This is a genomic window from Pseudomonas sp. JE3303, from assembly GCF_056312565.1.
Genome location: NZ_JBWGIF010000002.1, coordinates 12,329 through 28,134, shown reverse-complemented (window position 1 = coordinate 28,134; position 15,806 = coordinate 12,329). Strand labels below are relative to the sequence as shown.

The following is a 15,806-nucleotide window of genomic DNA, read 5'->3' as shown; positions in this document are numbered from 1 at the left end:
AGCAAAGAGTGTAAACCCGCAGGTCAGCTTTTGTGAGCGAAAAGAAGCCGGGCGAGTAGCCGCCCGGCGTGGGGATTACAAATGCCCTTCGGCGTATTCGGCCAGCACCGAACGCGGCACCCCTTGCAGGGTGATGTGCACGCCGTGGGGGAAGTCCTTGAAGCGCTCGGTCAGGTAGGTCAGGCCGGAGCTGGTGGCGGACAGGTAAGGCGTGTCGATCTGCGCCAGGTTGCCCAGGCAGACCACCTTCGATCCGGCGCCGGCACGGGTGATGATGGTTTTCATCTGGTGCGGGGTGAGATTCTGGCATTCATCGATCAGGATCAGGCTCTGCTGGAAGCTGCGCCCCCGGATGTAATTGAGCGATTTGAACTGCAGCGGCACGCGCTCGAGGATGTACTCGACGCTGCCGTGGGTGCTCTCGTCATCCATGTGCAACGCTTCGAGGTTGTCGGTGATGGCGCCCAGCCAAGGCTCCATCTTTTCTGCCTCGGTGCCCGGCAGGAAACCGATCTCCTGGTCCAGCCCCTGCACGCTGCGGGTCGCGATGATACGGCGATAGCGCTTGCTCACCATGGTCTGCTCGATGGCCGCGGCGAGGGCCAGGATGGTCTTGCCGGAGCCCGCGGCGCCGGTCAGGTTGACCAGGTGGATATCCGGGTCGAGCAAGGCGAACAGCGCCAGGCTCTGGTGGATGTCGCGTGGCTTGAGGCCCCACGCTTCCTGGTGCAGCAAAGGCTCCTGGTGCAGGTCGAGCAGCAGCAGCTCGTCCTCCCTGATGCCCTTGATCCAGCCGACGAAGCCTTGCTCGTCGATGATGAACTCATTGACGTGCACAGCCGGCAGGTTGTCGGTCAGTTGCACACGGTGCCAGGTACGCCCGCGCTCCTGACGGGTCTCGACCTTGCTGACCCGGTCCCAGAACGACCCTGTCACCGAGTGGTAACCCTTGGACAGCAACGACACGTCGTCAACCAGTTGGTCGGTGCTGTAGTCTTCCGCCGCGATCCCACAGGCGCGGGCCTTGAGGCGCATGTTGATGTCTTTGGTCACCAGCACCACGTCCACGTCCTTGCGCGTGGCACGCAATTCCAGGAGCTGGTTGATGATGATGTTGTCGTTCAGGTTTTCCGGCAGCAGGCGGTTTGGCTCATTGCGCGGGCTCATCAGGATCGACAGGAAACCCTTGGGTCCGCTCTTGTTGCGCTGGATCGGCACACCCAGCTCGACGTCCGCCGGCGAGGCATCGCCCAGGGTCTGGTCGATCAGACGGATGGCCTGGCGGCATTCTGCAGCGACGGTATGCTTGCCCGTCTTGAGCTTGTCGAGTTCCTCCAGCACCGTCATCGGAATCGCGACGTGGTGCTCCTCGAAGTTCAGCAAAGCGTTGGGATCGTGAATCAGTACATTGGTATCGAGCACATACAGGATTGGCTGGGTGGAGGAAGGGGTGCGTCCATGGTCATCCATACTCGGTCACCTTATGCAAGAGCCAGACGGCGCCGCAGGGCAGCGCCGCAGAGTGACCGCCGGTCTCCCCGCACCCGCGTTGTTACGGGTAGGGAGGACTCCGAGCAAGGTGGGGCCCGATGACGCCACCTGTGCTGCAGGGCTCGGCTGTCTGACTCCTTGATACCGCAAACCTGTGAACGTAAAAAGCATTTTTACATGCAAGTGAAGTTTATTTTTCCGATTGACTGACCGGGCTTGGCGGATGGTCAGACTGACGCTACATTCAAGGATCAGCACCCTCTTCATTCAGAGATCGGCACCTTCTCCATTCATCTGTACGCCTGACAATCCTGCCAGCCAATCCCGCTGCGCGCCGTATGCTGCAGCAGCCACTCCACCGCTGGCTGCGCCTTGGGCAGGCTGTCATGGAACTGGATCACGCCCCTGCGCCAGAGCAGCATCAGGCTGAGCACGCGCTGGGCCGACTCTTCAGCGGTTAGAGGTCCTTCGTCCTGCGCATCGATATCCCACAGCGACACCTGCAGCTGCTGGCTGGCCATGAAGGCCTGGCCGTCTGCGCGGCGTTGGCCATAGGGTGGGCGGAACAGCGGCACGTACTGATCCGGGACTTCGCTTTGCACCCGCGCCTGGCTGCGGCGCAGCGAGTCCTGCCAGTCCTGCCACTGTGCATGGGAGCGGTATTCCCAGCCTTGAATCCCGACGCACTGACCGGCATAGAGGGTGCGCAAGCCGTCGCCAGCGGAAGCTGCGCGGCGTTGATCGAAACGGTTGCCGAGGACAAAAAAGGTCGCCGCGAGCTTCTGCCGCCGCAGGTAGTCGGCAAGTGCATCGGTGGCCCCGCCCTGCGGGCCCGGTCCGCCCGCGAAGGTCAGCAGAAACAGCCGGTCATTGAGTTCGTCGCCGTTGCGCTCGTCCTCCGAATAGCGCTCGATCTCGCTGCCAGTCTGGGCAAATACCGCCGCCTTGCGCAGTTGCTCGTTGAGATAGCGGGTATGGAATTGCCGCGCGGGCTCGACCCATTGCGTGTAGAACTCGCCGACATTGGCGGCGAACGTCGCGGCTTGTGCCTGCAAGTCGGCGATGGACTCGACCGGGTAGCAGAACGACGCATCCTGCTCGCAGCTTTGCCGCGCATGGTCGTAGTTTTGCCAGAGCCGCTGCCACATGCGCGCCCTCACGGCGCGGATCATCTGCAGATTGACCTGCCTGAGCTGCAGCCGCGTGGCCAGCTGGGCCTCGTCGAGCATTTCGCTTTCCTGCAGCACCTGGGCAAACGAGAGAATCTCGGCGCGCGAGGCGACATCGAACAACACCGGGCTCTCCAGCTGCTCGGGCCAGACGCCGCGGTCGATACTGACAAAGGGCAACGGGGCGGCCTGTGTGGTCAGGCTCAGCAGGCCTGCCAGCAGGATCAGGGCAATGCGCACGTTCGGACTCTCCCAAGGGCATGCCGCGCACTATAACGGCTGCCGGGCGGATGGTCTGTGGCTATTGTGCCCATAGCTGGAGATCACCGCCCTGCCCCCGTAGAATCGCGGCCAAGACTTCAGGAGCCGAACCCAATGCTGACGGTGATTTCCCCCGCCAAGACCCTCGACTACGACACTCCCCCGGTAACCCAGCGCCACACCTTGCCGCAATATCTGGATGACTCCCAGGTGCTCATCGAGCAGCTGCGCAAGCTCTCGCCCGTGCAGATCAGCGAGCTGATGCACCTCTCTGACAAGCTGGCCGGGCTCAACGCGGCGCGCTTCGGCAGCTGGACTCCGGACTTCACCCCAGCCAACGCCAAGCAAGCGCTGCTGGCGTTCAAAGGGGACGTATATACCGGGCTCGACGCCGAAAGCCTGAGCGAGGATGACTTCACGTATGCCCAGGATCACTTGCGCATGCTGTCGGGGCTTTACGGGCTGTTGCGACCGCTCGACCTGATGCAGCCGTATCGCCTGGAGATGGGTACCAAGCTTGCCAATGCACGCGGCAAGGATCTGTATGCATTCTGGGGCACCCGGATCAGCGAGTGGATCAACCAGGCGCTGGTCGACCAGGGCGATGACCTGCTGCTGAACCTCGCCAGCAACGAATATTTCAGCGCGGTGAAGCGCAGTTCGCTCAAGGCGCGGGTGATCGACATCGAGTTCCGGGACTGGAAGAACGGGCAGTACAAGATCATCAGCTTCTACGCCAAGAAGGCGCGTGGATTGATGAGCCGGTTCGTGATCCAGGAGCGGATCGGGGATCCGGAGCGGCTGAAGGGGTTTGATGCGCAGGGGTATTACTACAGTGCGGAGCAGTCCTCCGGGGACAAGCTGGTGTTCCTGCGGGATGAGGTGGGTGCGTAGTTCTTTGGTGGATTGATGAATTGGGGGCTGCGAAGCGGCCCTACAATACATCAGGCACCAAAAAAGGGCCTGAATCACCACGCCACTACGCCATAATTTCGACGCCAAAAAACTATCACACTTCTAATAATCGCAAAACGACATAAGACCGTTCGTAGTTTTTTGACGAATTCTGAAAATTTTTTTTCGATACTGGCACAAAACCATCTCACCCCATTCTGGCCCTTTATATGCAAGGGCGCCCTCCTGCTGTGCCATCATAATGAAACTATCTTCGCCTGAAGAAATATTCAGAAATCTTTCATACCCCCTCAGGCCGTGCAGGAACTTAGGTCTTTTTATCCGCTCATAGGACCCGTAACGAATTTCATGCGGCGACGTACGAAATGACTTACACAGGGACTGTGGCAGATATCCGCTATCTGCCCATAAACTTAACGGACCCGCGCATCGACCCGATGCCCCCGTTCAGAGCAAGGAGAGACGCGCCCCTTCAAATCGTCCTAGTGGTTGATTTCAAAGGATTTACTTCACTTGAAAACACAAGCACAGCAGCGCGCAGTGAGCGCTCTGTAATAAAGACGGCGACATAACAGGGCACGCCTTCAAACTTTTGGCCTTTGGCTGCCAACTTCGAGTGCATAACTTTTGCACTCCGTATTTATATGCCTGCGTTCGGAGCAGTGACTATTACTGCCACAACTCCGTGCGCCCGGATACTGCTGATCAATCAACAGGTCTGGCTCTTTTGCTTATCGAGCCGGCGTGAAAAACACACGAGGTGAATGCGATGCGTATCAGCATCTTTGGTTTGGGTTATGTGGGTGCAGTCTGTGCTGGCTGCCTGTCGGCACGCGGTCATGAAGTGATTGGTGTGGATGTTTCACAGACCAAGATCGACCTGATCAACCAGGGCAAGTCGCCCATCGTCGAACCAGGGCTCGAGGCGCTGTTGCAACAGGGCATCGCCAACGGTCGTCTGCGTGGCACAACCGACTTCGCCGAGGCCATCCGCGCCAGCGACGTGTCGATGATCTGCGTCGGCACGCCGAGCAAGAAGAACGGCGACCTGGGCCTTGAGTACATCGAAGCGGTGTGCCGCGAGATCGGCAACGTACTGCGCGACACTACTCGCCGCCACACCATCGTGGTGCGCAGCACCGTGCTGCCGGGCACCGTGAAGAACGTGGTGATCCCGATGCTCGAAGCGTGCTCGGGCAAGAAAGCCGGCGTCGACTTCGGCGTGGCGGTCAACCCTGAGTTCCTGCGTGAAAGCACGGCGATCCAGGACTACGACCAGCCACCAATGACTGTCATCGGCGAACTCGACAGCGCCAGCGGTGATGTGCTGCAGGCTCTGTACGAAGAACTGGACGCACCGGTCATCCGCAAGCCGATCGAAGTGGCCGAGATGATCAAGTACACCTGCAACGTCTGGCACGCCACCAAGGTGACCTTCGCCAACGAGATCGGCAACATCGCCAAGGCGGTCGGCGTCGATGGCCGCGAAGTGATGGACGTCGTCTGCCAGGACAAGACGCTCAACCTGTCTCAGTACTACATGCGCCCAGGCTTTGCCTTCGGCGGCTCGTGCCTGCCCAAGGACGTACGCGCCCTGACCTACCGCGCCAGCAGCCTGGACGTGAAGGCACCGCTGCTCGACTCGCTGATGCGCAGCAACGAATCTCAGGTGCAGAACGCCTTCGACATCATCGAAAGCCACGACAAGCGCAAGGTCGCCCTGCTGGGCCTGAGCTTCAAGGCAGGCACCGATGACCTGCGTGAAAGCCCGCTGGTCGAACTGGCCGAGCGCCTGATCGGCAAGGGCTACGAGCTGAACATCTACGACAGCAACGTCGAGTACGCCCGCGTCCACGGCGCCAACAAAGAGTACATCGAGTCGAAGATCCCGCACGTGTCGTCCTTGCTCAACGCCGACTTCGAGCAAGTGATCAACAACGCCGACATCATCGTGCTGGGCAACCGTGACGAGAAGTTCCGCGCCTTGGCTCAGCAGGCTCCGGCCGGCAAGCAGGTGATCGACCTGGTTGGCTTCATGGGCGCGGCAACCTGCCCTGTCAGCCGTACCGAAGGCATCTGCTGGTAAACCCAGGCAGGGGTGCGGGCCGTCTGGCGCCGCACCCCGCCCCTTTTTTCTCGCGACGGATGCAGAACATGCAAAGGCTCAAGACAGTGCTGTTGCAAAGCGCCGGGTGGCTGTTCTACGTGAGCTTGCTCATGTTGATCGCCCTGGCCTTGCCCAGCGATATCTTCGACCCGCAGTCGAAGCACTTCATCTTCCTGGTGGGCGCCGTCGGTATCTGGCGCTACTCCATGGGCGCGACCCATTTCGTGCGCGGGATGATCTTCCTCTACGGCGTCTACCCCTACCTGCGGCGCAAGGTGCGCAAGCTGGGTGAGGCGGCCGATCCGTCGCACGTCTACCTGATGGTCACCAGTTTCCGCATCGATGCGCTGACCACCGCGCAGGTCTACAGCTCGGTGATCCGCGAAGCGATCAACTGCGGCTTCCCGACTACCGTGGTCTGCTCGCTGGTGGAGATGTCCGATGAGCTGCTGGTCAAGAGCCTGTGGGCCAAGTACAACCCGCCCGAGCACGTCAAGCTGGACATCGTGCGCATCGCCGGTACCGGCAAGCGCGATGGCCTGGCCTTCGGCTTCCGCGCCATTTCGCGGATGCTGCCAGACCAGCACGCCGTGGTCGCGGTGATCGACGGCGATACCGTGCTGGGTGACGGCGTGGTGCGCAAGACGGTGCCCTGGTTCAAGCTGTTTCCTACGGTCGGTGGCCTTACCACCAACGAATTCTGTGAAGTGCGTGGCGGCTACATCATGAGCGAGTGGCACAAGCTGCGCTTCGCCCAACGCCACATCAACATGTGCTCGATGGCCTTGTCCAAGCGCGTGCTGACCATGACCGGCCGCATGTCGATGTTCCGCGCAAGCGTGGTCACCAACCCCGAGTTCATCGCCGATGTCGAAAGCGACTCGCTGCAGCACTGGCGCCTGGGCCGCTTCAAGTTCCTGACCGGTGACGACAAGTCGAGCTGGTTCAGCCTCATGCGCCTGGGCTACGACACTTTCTACGTGCCGGATGCGGCGATCAACACGGTCGAGCACCCGCCGGAAAAGAGCTTCCTCAAGGCCAGCCGCAAGCTGATGTACCGCTGGTACGGCAACAACCTGCGGCAGAACTCCCGCGCCCTGGGCCTTGGCGTCAAGCGCCTTGGACTGTTCACCAGCGTGGTGCTGTTCGACCAGCGCGTGTCGATGTGGACCAGCCTGCTGGGCCTGACCGTCGCGGTCATCGCCAGCTTCAAGTTCGGTCTGGGCTTCCTGCTGGTGTACCTGCTGTGGATCGGCATCACCCGCCTGATCCTCACCATCATGCTGCTGTGCTCCGGCCACAGCGTAGGGCCGGCCTACCCGCTGATCCTCTATTACAACCAGATCGTCGGCGCAATGATGAAGATCTACGTGTTCTTCCGCCTCGACAAGCAGTCCTGGACTCGCCAGCCCACTGCCCTCAAGCGTGACCTTGCCAGCTTTCAACAATGGTTCAACACCTGGTCCTCGCGGACCATGACCTTCTCGGCGGCCAGCATCTTCGTGGCTGTGCTGTTCATGGTCGTGTGAGCCCAACCCGGATCAGATCTAACAGGAACAAAATCGCCATGAATACCGCCGTGAACGTCAATGTCGTGCATGAGTCCGAAGCCCAGCGCCAGCACGCCCGGGTGAAAATTCCGGCCAAGCTGCGTTACCTGGGGGCTAACCGCGAGACCCAGGAAGTGAAGGTCGAGGACCTGTCGGCCGGTGGCCTGTGCTTCCATGCCAAGCAGCCGCTGAAGGTCGGCGAAGTGCTGCGCGGCCGCCTGCAGTTCGTGGTCGACAACCTGGGCCTGGCGATGGACATCGAGTTCCAGGTGCGCTCGTTCAACAGCGCTGACGGACGTACCGGCGCGCAGTTCCAGAACCTTGAGCCGCGTGACATCTCCACCCTGCGCCACATCATCACCTCGCACCTCTCGGGCGAGCTGATCAGCGTGGGTGACGTGCTCAGCACCCTGCAGCGCGACAACTTCACCAAGGCGCGCAAGCAGAAGGACGGCGGCGCGGGCATGAGCGCCTTCGGCCGCCTGCGTGCGGTGGCGGGCAGCCTCGGCGTGTTCGTGGTCGGTGTGGCGGCGTTCGGTTTCATCGCCAAGTCGATGTATGGCCTCTACTTCGTCAGCCACGCCCAGGCCGGCGTGGTCGCGGTGCCCACCACCAATGTCACCATGCCCCGCGACGGTACCGTGCAGAGCCTGGTGCAGGGCGGTGGTGATGTGATCAAGGGCGCGCCGCTTGCATCGTTCAGCACCAGCATGCTCGACCTGCTCAAGGGTCACCTGGATGACCAGCAACTGGAGCCTTCGAAGGTCGAGGAACTGTTCGGCAAGCAGCTCAGCGGCACCCTGACCAGCCCATGCGACTGCGTGGTGTCGCGCCAGCTGGTGGACGACGGCCAGTACGCCAGCAAAGGCCAGGTGATCTTCCAACTGGTGCCACGCACCACCGTGCCAACCGTGGAAGCGCGCTTCACCTACCGCCAGTTCGACGAAGTCAAGCCAGGTACCCGGGTCAACTTCCAGGTGGCCGGCGAAGACGAAGTGCGCACTGGCCTGATCGTCAGCAGTTCCAGCCTGAACAGCGAAGACCTGGCCTCGGACATCCGTGTGCAGATCAAGCCTGATGGTGCGTTGCCTGCCGAACTGGCCGGTCGTCCGGCGTCGGTGAACAGCGACCGTGGGCCATCCCTGGACTGGCTGATCGACAAGGCCGCGGCTCGCGGGCTCTAAGAGGATCTGATGATGCGTTCAGGACACCGAGGGACCTGTGGCTGGCTGGGGCTGTGTGCACTGGCCGTCGCCGTGGCCGGCTGTGCCGGCCTGCCCGACCAGCGCCTGGCCAACGAGGCCATGAAGCGCGGCGACACCGCCCTGGCCGAGCAAAACTACAAGGCCCTGGCCGACCTGGGCTACAGCGAGGCCCAGGTTGGCCTCGCGGACATCCAGGTCGCCACCCAGGACCCGGCCAAGATCAAGCAGGCCGAGGCGACATACCGCGCCGCAGCCGCGACTTCGTCCCGCGCCCAGGCCCGCCTTGGCCGCCTGCTGGTGGCCAAGCCCGACAGCACCCAGGCCGAGCGTGAAGAAGCCGAGACCCTGCTCAAGCAGGCTGCCACCCAGGGCGAAAGCAATACCCTGATCCCGCTGGCGATGCTCTACCTGCAATACCCGCAGAGTTTCCCTGAGGTCAACGCCCAGCAGCAGATCGATCAGTGGCGCGCGGCCGGCAATCCCGAAGCGGGCCTGGCCCAGGTGCTCCTGTACCGCACCCAGAACACCTACGACCAGCACCTGGACGAGGTCGAGAGCATCTGCAAGGCCGCCTTGCAGAGCACCGACATCTGCTACGTGGAGCTGGCCACCGTCTACCAGAAACGCGCCCAGGCCGAGCAGCAGGCCGCGCTGATCGAACAGCTGAAAAGCGCCCACGCCCGTGGCGCCGTACCGGCCAGCCGGGTTGACAGCGTTGCCCGCGTGCTGGCCGACCGCAGCTTGGGCCAGACCGACGAAAAAACCGCCCAGGCCCTGCTCGAACAGGTCGCCCCGGCCAATCCGGCGTCCTGGGTCAGCCTGGCGCAGTTGCTCTATGACTTCCCCGAACTGGGCGATACCGACCAGTTGCTCGGCTACATCGAGAAAGGCCGCGAGGCGCAGCAGCCTCGCGCCGACTTGCTGCTGGGCCGCCTCTACTACGAAGGCAAGACGCTGCCCGCCGACGCAAAAAAGGCCGAACAGCACCTGCTGTCCGCCGCCAACGCCGGCGAGATCAGCGCCCATTACTACCTGGGCCAGTTGTACCGCCGCGGTTACCTCGGCACGGTCGAGCCGCAGAAGGCCGTCGACCACCTGCTGAGCGCCGCCCGCGGTGGCCAGCTCAGCGCCGACTACGCCCTGGCCCAGCTCTACAGCGAAGGCCACGGCATTCGCCAGAACCCTGGCAATGCCTGGGTCTTCGCGCAGCTCGCGCAGGCCACACCATCGCCGCAATCGGCCGAACTGCTGCAACAACTCGACCAGCAACTGACGCCTGAACAGCGCAGCCAGGCCCAAGGCCTGCTCGCCCAGGAAAAACAGGCGCGCGGCGCCATGGCCCCGGGCGGCAATGCCCTGGCCCAGGAAGCGCTGCAAGAAGAAGACGACGGTGAGGACGCCCTATGACGCTCAACCCATTCATGAAGGCCGGTATAGGCCTGAGCTTCGCACTGCTGTGGTCGTGCCCGACCCTGGCCGACATGACTGCCGAAAAGAACTTCGGCCTGGACGTGAAGATCACCGGCCAGTCCGAAGACGACCGCGACCTGGGCACCCGCTCGGGCGGTGATGTCGCCGGTCTGGGCCTGGACCTGCGTCCATGGGTGTACGGCGAGCGTGGCAACTGGAGCGCCTTCGCCATGGGCCAGGCCGTCGCCGCTACCGACATCATCGAGACCGACACCCTGCGACAGTCCGACGACGGCAGCGAAGTGCAGTCCGGGGACGACAGCCGCGTGCCTGACAAAAGCTACCTGGCCATGCGTGAGTTCTGGGTCGGCTACAGTGGCCTCACCGCCTACCCCGGCGAGCAGCTGCGCCTTGGCCGCCAGCGCCTGCGCAACGACGATGGCATGTGGCGCGACACCAACATCGAAGCGCTCAACTGGACCTTCGACACCACCTTGCTGCGCGCCAACCTGGGCGTGGCCGAGCGCTTCAGCGAGTACCGCACCGACCTCACCGAGCTGGCGCCTGAAGACAAGGATCGCCTGCACGTCTATGGCGACATCGCCACGCAATGGACACCCGGCCACTGGGTTGGCGTACGCGCTCACCACACCCATGACGACGGCAAGCTCAAGAGTGTTGGCGAGACTGTCGACGCACTCGACAAGACCCGTACCGGTGACCTTACCTGGTTGGGCCTGGAGGCCAACAGCGACGCCTACAACTGGCGCAACCAGAACACCGTCAATTACTGGGGCAGCCTGACCTGGCTCACCGGTGACCGCGACAGCCTGAACTCCACCACCGTGGGCAACGAGCAGGTCGCCAGCGGCAAGCAGAGCGGTGACGTCAACGCCTGGGCCACCGACCTTGGCATCCGCCTGCGCCTGGACCCCAACTGGCAGGTCGGCGCCGCGTACGCCCGCGGCAGCGGCGGCGGTGGCGACGACGGCTCGGGCAACTTCGAGCAGACCGGCCTTGAAAGCAACCGCTCCAACTTCACCGGCACCCGCTCGCGCGTACACCGCTTCGGCGAAGCCTTCCGCGGCGAGCTGGGCAACTTGCAGGCCGCCACGCTGTTCACCTCCTGGCAGCTGCGCGACGACTACGACGCGAGCCTGGTCTACCACAAGTTCTGGCGCGTCGACGGCGACCAGAACATCGGCAGCAGCGGCATCAATGCCGAGGTCAACGACGGTGGTATCAGCCGTCCGCTGGTGCGTGGCGAAAAAGACCTTGGCCAGGAAATGGACCTGGTCGTGACCAAGTACTTCAAGCAGGGCCTGCTGCCGGCCGCGCTGAGCCAGTCGATCGACGAGCCGTCGGCGCTGGTGCGCTTCCGTGGCGGGGTGTTCAAGCCGGGCGACGCTTACGGCAAGGAAGCGGATTCTTACATGCATCGCGCCTTTGTCGATGTGATCTGGCGCTTCTGATGCTGGCAATGACTTGAAGAGTGAAATGACATGAACCTTCACCCCAATCTGCGCCGTGGCCTGCTGGCCAGTGCCCTGCTGCTCGCCAGCGGTGGCATCGCCCTGGCCGAGCCGGCCAAGCCGCTCGCCAAGGAACTTCAGCTCGCCAAGACCTACACCGTCAGCAGCGCGCCGATCGAGCCACTGCTGCTCGACCCGCCCAAGCTGCCCGACCTGACCGGCTTTACCGCCGAGGCCGTACAGAAAAAGATCGACCGCCGCCACAAGGGCAAGGTCAGCGTGCGCCGCATGCTCCAGGAAGAGTCGCTGAAGGAATTCATCGGTGGCGACAACAAGGCCGCCGAATGGGTCCAGCGCCAGCACGGCATTCCCCAGGCGATCTTCGTCGATGACGGCCATGTCGACATGGCGCAGTTGAGCAAGCAGGTGCCCAGGCAGTACCTGAACGAAGTCGAGCCGGGCGTCTTCCTGGCGCGCCTGCCGATCGTGGTCGGCCAGAAAGGCGTGCTGGAAATCGACGGCAAGGTGAAGGAGCTGCGCCTGTCCGAGGAAGGCGGCGCGTTCATGGTCAACGACGGCAAGCTGTTCGTCACCGACACCAAGGTCACCGGCTGGCGCGAGAAGGCCAACGGCCCCGCAACCTTCCGCTCGCCCACGGCCTTCCGCCCGTTCCTGCTGTCCTGGGGCGGTACCGAGACGTACATCGTCAACACCAAGATGGCCAGCTTCGGCTACGCCAAGAGCAAGTCGTATGGCGTGAGCATCTCGCAGTACACGCCCAACATGGCCAAGCGCATGGGCCGCGCCGAACCGACCGGCTGGATCATCGGCTCGGAATTCAGCGACATGTGGTACGGCTTCTACTGCTACGAGACCAGCGACTTCGTGGTCAAGGACAGTACCTACCGCGACAACATCGTCTACGGCATCGACCCGCACGACCGCTCGCACCGCCTGATCATCGCCGGCAATACGGTGTATGGAACCAAGAAAAAGCACGGGATCATCATCTCGCGCGAGGTCAACGACAGCTGGATCTTCAACAACAAGAGCTACGACAACAAGCTCTCCGGCGTGGTGATCGACCGTAACAGCGTCAACAACCTCATTGCCTACAACGAGATCTACCGCAACCACACCGACGGCATCACCGTGTACGAAAGCGGCGACAACCTGATCTGGGGCAACAAGCTGATCAGCAACCGTCGCCACGGGATCCGCGTGCGCAACAGCGTGAACATCCGCCTGTACGAGAACCTCGCCATGGCCAATGGCCTGGTCGGCGTGTACGGGCACATCAAGGATCTGTCCGATACCGACCGCGACATCGACCTCGACCCGTTCGACACCAAGGTGTCCCTGCTGGTGGTCGGCGGTGAGCTGGCGGCCAACGGCAGCGGCCCCCTGTCGATCGACTCGCCGCTCTCGGTGGAGCTGTACCGCGTGTCCATGCTGGCGCCGCGCAAGTCCAACGGCATCAGCCTGAACGGTGTGCTGGGCGAGCGCCAGGACGAAATTCTCGACCTGCTGGTACGCCAGCAGAAAGCCGTGCTGATCGACCCGGTCGAACGCCAGACCGATATGCTGGATGAGGAAGCCCGACCATGACCACCCCACACCTGATCAAACTGCTTGGCCTGGGCGCCGCTCTCCTGGCGATCAGCAATGGCGCGAGCGCAGGCGACACGGTGCAGGCGCCAAGCTTTACCGCCGAGCCCTGCTGCCAGCTGTGCCCCGAGGCGCACGACGCCAGCCGCTACACCACCCGCTACCAGCAGAACTTCACCACCCTGGTGCAAGCCCAGGGTGACTGGCTGTTCCGTACCCGTGAAGACCTGCGCACCGAGTTCGACACCAGCGCAGCCGGCTACAAGCGCCTGCAGCAGATCCACGACGCCTTCAAGGCACGTGGCATCGAGCTGGTGGTGGTCTACCAGCCGACCCGTGGCCTGGTGAACCGCAACATGCTCAAGCCAGAGGACAAGGCCGCCTTCGACTACCAGAAGGCGCTGCACAACTACCAGGCCATGCTCGGGCGCTTCAGCAAGATGGGGTACAACGTGCCCGACCTGTCGCCGCTGACCAACGAGCAGCTGGCGGCCGCCGACCAGGGCAAGGACTTCTACTTCCGCGGTGACCAGCACTGGACACCGTACGGCGCCGAGCGCGCGGCCAGGATCGTCGCCGACACCGTGCACAAGATGCCTGCCTTCGCCGATATTCCGCGCCGCGAGTTCGAGACTCACACCTCTGGCCGCATGGGCAAGACCGGCACCCTGCACAACGTCGCAGGCCAGTTGTGCAGCACCAGCTACGCGGTGCAGTACATGGACCAGTTCAGCACCGAGCCCAAGGGCGAGAGCGGTGGCGACGACCTGTTCGGCGACTCCGGCAACCCGCAGATCACCCTGGTCGGCACCAGCCACAGCGGCAAGAACTACAACTTCTCGGGCTTCCTGCAGCAGTACATCGGCGCCGACGTGCTCAACGTCGCCTTCCCCGGTGGCGGTCTTGAAGGCGCGATGATCCAGTACCTGGGCAGCGAGGAATTCAAGAACAACCCGCCGAAGATCCTCGTCTGGGAATTCTCGCCGCTGTACCGCCTGGACCAGGAAACCATCTGGCGGCAGATGCTCGGCCTGCTCGACAACGGCTGCGAAGACCGTCCGGCCCAGATGAGCGCCAGCACCACGCTCAAGCCTGGCAAGAACGAGCTGATGGTCAATGGCAAGGGCGGCGTGATCAAGGACCTGGTCAACCGCAACCTGCAGATGGACATCCGCTTCGAGGACACGTCGGTCAAGACCTTGCAGGCCACCCTCTGGTACCTCAACGGCCGCCACGAGGACATCAAGATCGACAAGCCGGAAACCTCCGACACCGACGGCCGCTTTGTCTTCCAGCTGCGCGAGGACGAGGACTGGGCGGGCCAGACCCTGCTCGCCGTCGAACTCCAGGGCCCGGAAAGCGGCACCCAGAAAGTCGATGCCAAGCTCTGCAAACGCAACAACTTCGCCAGCAGCGCGCAACACACCGCGCATGCCGGCCAGTGAGGCGAACATGAAGACCTATCGCAAATTCGGCGCTCCGGCCTTGCTCACCCTGGCCCTGTTCGGCACTGCCGCCCAGGCTGCCCTGGTCCCCCCGCAGGGTTACTACGCGGGGATCGAGAAGATCAAGACCGGTGAAAACAACTTCACGTGCGAAGCGGTGCCCACGCCCTATACCCGTTCGCTGCAGTTCCGCAGCAAGTACGAGGGTTCGGACAAGGCCCGCGCGACGTTGAACACGGTCTCGGAAAAAGCCTTCCGCGACTCCACCGCCGACATCACCACGCTCGAGCGCGGCGTGGCCAAGATGGTCGGCCAGTACATGCGCGATGGCCGTGCGCAACAGCTCGACTGCACCCTGTCGTGGCTGGGCAGCTGGGCGCGTGCCGATGCACTGATGTCGACCGACTACAACCACACCGGCAAGTCGATGCGCAAATGGGCGCTGGGCAGCATGAGCTCGTCGTGGCTGCGCCTGAAATTCTCCAACGCCCGGCCGCTGGCCGCGCACCAGGCCGAGGCCGAGGCCATCGAACGCTGGTTCGCACGGCTGGCCGAGCAGACCGTGCGCGACTGGAGCGACCTGCCGCTGGAGAAGATCAACAACCACAGCTACTGGGCGGCCTGGTCGGTGATGGCCACCGCCGTGGCCACCGACCGCCGCGACCTGTTCGACTGGGCGGTAAAGGAATTCAAGGTTGGCGCCAACCAGGTCGATGCGCAGGGTTTCCTGCCCAACGAGCTGAAACGCAAGAAGCGCGCCCTCGCCTACCACAACTACGCCCTGCCGCCGCTGGCGATGATCGCAAGCTTTGCCAAGGCCAACGGCGTGGACCTGCGCAGCGAGAACAACAATGCGCTGCAGCGCCTGGGCCAGAAAGTGCTGCTCGGCTCGCGCGACTCCAGCGCGTTCAAGGCCAAGAGTGGCGAGCAGCAGAACATGCATGACCTCAAGATCCACAGCAAGTACGTGTGGCTGGAGCCGTGGTGCAGCTTGTACCAGTGCAACAACGACACCCTGGAGCGCAAGCACCACATGCAGCCGTTCAACAGTTTCCGGTTGGGTGGTGACATGACCCGGGTCTACGACCCGCAGGCTGAAGACAAGAAATAACGCGGTACCTGTAGGAGATCTATGTGCCTCTTGCGTTTCAGCGCGGGGGGTTTGGGGGGGCT

11 protein-coding genes are annotated in these 15,806 nt (G+C 62.9%); 9 read left to right on the top strand and 2 right to left on the bottom strand.

Annotated features, from left to right (window positions below; translation table 11 throughout):
* Window positions 1-75: 75 nt before the first annotated feature.
* Both AC0ZZU_RS03540 and AC0ZZU_RS03535 read right to left on the bottom strand, forming a co-directional pair.
* On the bottom strand, window positions 76-1,470 hold the full coding sequence (locus AC0ZZU_RS03540) for a PhoH family protein (protein WP_476339169.1): 1,395 nt from the start codon (window positions 1,468-1,470) through the stop codon (window positions 76-78).
* A 311-nt stretch (window positions 1,471-1,781) separates the two neighbouring features.
* On the bottom strand, window positions 1,782-2,900 hold the full coding sequence (locus AC0ZZU_RS03535; RefSeq protein WP_476339167.1) for a polysaccharide deacetylase family protein: 1,119 nt from the start codon (window positions 2,898-2,900) through the stop codon (window positions 1,782-1,784).
* Window positions 2,901-3,035: 135 nt separating this feature from the next.
* Between AC0ZZU_RS03535 and yaaA the strand changes: the two genes are divergently transcribed.
* From yaaA to AC0ZZU_RS03490, 9 genes are all read left to right on the top strand, one after another.
* Window positions 3,036-3,815 (top strand): peroxide stress protein YaaA, encoded by a 780-nt coding sequence (gene yaaA / locus AC0ZZU_RS03530; RefSeq protein ID WP_476339165.1) that lies wholly within the window; start codon window positions 3,036-3,038, stop codon window positions 3,813-3,815.
* Between the two features lie 790 nt (window positions 3,816-4,605).
* Entirely contained in the window at window positions 4,606-5,922 is a 1,317-nt protein-coding gene (locus tag AC0ZZU_RS03525) for a nucleotide sugar dehydrogenase (RefSeq protein WP_158459916.1), read from the top strand.
* Window positions 5,923-5,990: 68 nt separating this feature from the next.
* Complete coding sequence (locus AC0ZZU_RS03520; RefSeq protein WP_476339163.1) at window positions 5,991-7,472, top strand: glycosyltransferase family 2 protein; 1,482 nt, start codon at window positions 5,991-5,993, stop codon at window positions 7,470-7,472.
* Between the two features lie 38 nt (window positions 7,473-7,510).
* Window positions 7,511-8,677 carry a PilZ domain-containing protein gene (locus AC0ZZU_RS03515; protein WP_476339161.1) on the top strand — a complete coding sequence of 389 codons (1,167 nt, stop codon included), beginning with the start codon at window positions 7,511-7,513 and terminating at the stop codon, window positions 8,675-8,677.
* Window positions 8,678-8,689: 12 nt separating this feature from the next.
* On the top strand, window positions 8,690-10,105 hold the full coding sequence (algK, locus tag AC0ZZU_RS03510) for an alginate biosynthesis TPR repeat lipoprotein AlgK (RefSeq protein WP_476339489.1): 1,416 nt from the start codon (window positions 8,690-8,692) through the stop codon (window positions 10,103-10,105).
* Window positions 10,102-11,580 (top strand): alginate export family protein, encoded by a 1,479-nt coding sequence (locus tag AC0ZZU_RS03505; protein WP_476339159.1) that lies wholly within the window; start codon window positions 10,102-10,104, stop codon window positions 11,578-11,580. Before algK ends, AC0ZZU_RS03505 begins: the two co-directional genes overlap by 4 nt.
* A 30-nt stretch (window positions 11,581-11,610) precedes the next feature.
* Complete coding sequence (algG, locus tag AC0ZZU_RS03500) at window positions 11,611-13,188, top strand: mannuronan 5-epimerase AlgG (protein ID WP_476339157.1); 1,578 nt, start codon at window positions 11,611-11,613, stop codon at window positions 13,186-13,188.
* Window positions 13,185-14,633, top strand: coding sequence for an alginate O-acetyltransferase (locus tag AC0ZZU_RS03495; protein ID WP_476339155.1), 1,449 nt, complete (start codon window positions 13,185-13,187; stop codon window positions 14,631-14,633). The genes algG and AC0ZZU_RS03495 overlap by 4 nt, the downstream gene beginning before the upstream one ends.
* A 7-nt stretch (window positions 14,634-14,640) precedes the next feature.
* Window positions 14,641-15,744, top strand: a complete 1,104-nt coding sequence (locus tag AC0ZZU_RS03490) for a mannuronate-specific alginate lyase (RefSeq protein ID WP_476339153.1) — start codon at window positions 14,641-14,643, stop codon at window positions 15,742-15,744.
* Window positions 15,745-15,806 lie beyond the last annotated feature (62 nt).

Excerpts from the sequence above, each read along its gene's own strand:
- algK (WP_476339489.1), top strand. The coding sequence starts at position 8,690 with ATGCGTTCAGGACACCGAGGGACCTGTGGCTGGCTGGGGCTGTGTGCA.
- AC0ZZU_RS03540 (WP_476339169.1), bottom strand. The coding sequence starts at position 1,470 with ATGGATGACCATGGACGCACCCCTTCCTCCACCCAGCCAATCCTGTAT.
- yaaA (WP_476339165.1), top strand. The coding sequence starts at position 3,036 with ATGCTGACGGTGATTTCCCCCGCCAAGACCCTCGACTACGACACTCCC.
- AC0ZZU_RS03520 (WP_476339163.1), top strand. The coding sequence starts at position 5,991 with ATGCAAAGGCTCAAGACAGTGCTGTTGCAAAGCGCCGGGTGGCTGTTC.
- AC0ZZU_RS03495 (WP_476339155.1), top strand. The coding sequence starts at position 13,185 with ATGACCACCCCACACCTGATCAAACTGCTTGGCCTGGGCGCCGCTCTC.
- AC0ZZU_RS03490 (WP_476339153.1), top strand. The coding sequence starts at position 14,641 with ATGAAGACCTATCGCAAATTCGGCGCTCCGGCCTTGCTCACCCTGGCC.
- AC0ZZU_RS03525 (WP_158459916.1), top strand. The coding sequence starts at position 4,606 with ATGCGTATCAGCATCTTTGGTTTGGGTTATGTGGGTGCAGTCTGTGCT.
- AC0ZZU_RS03505 (WP_476339159.1), top strand. The coding sequence starts at position 10,102 with ATGACGCTCAACCCATTCATGAAGGCCGGTATAGGCCTGAGCTTCGCA.
- AC0ZZU_RS03515 (WP_476339161.1), top strand. The coding sequence starts at position 7,511 with ATGAATACCGCCGTGAACGTCAATGTCGTGCATGAGTCCGAAGCCCAG.
- algG (WP_476339157.1), top strand. The coding sequence starts at position 11,611 with ATGAACCTTCACCCCAATCTGCGCCGTGGCCTGCTGGCCAGTGCCCTG.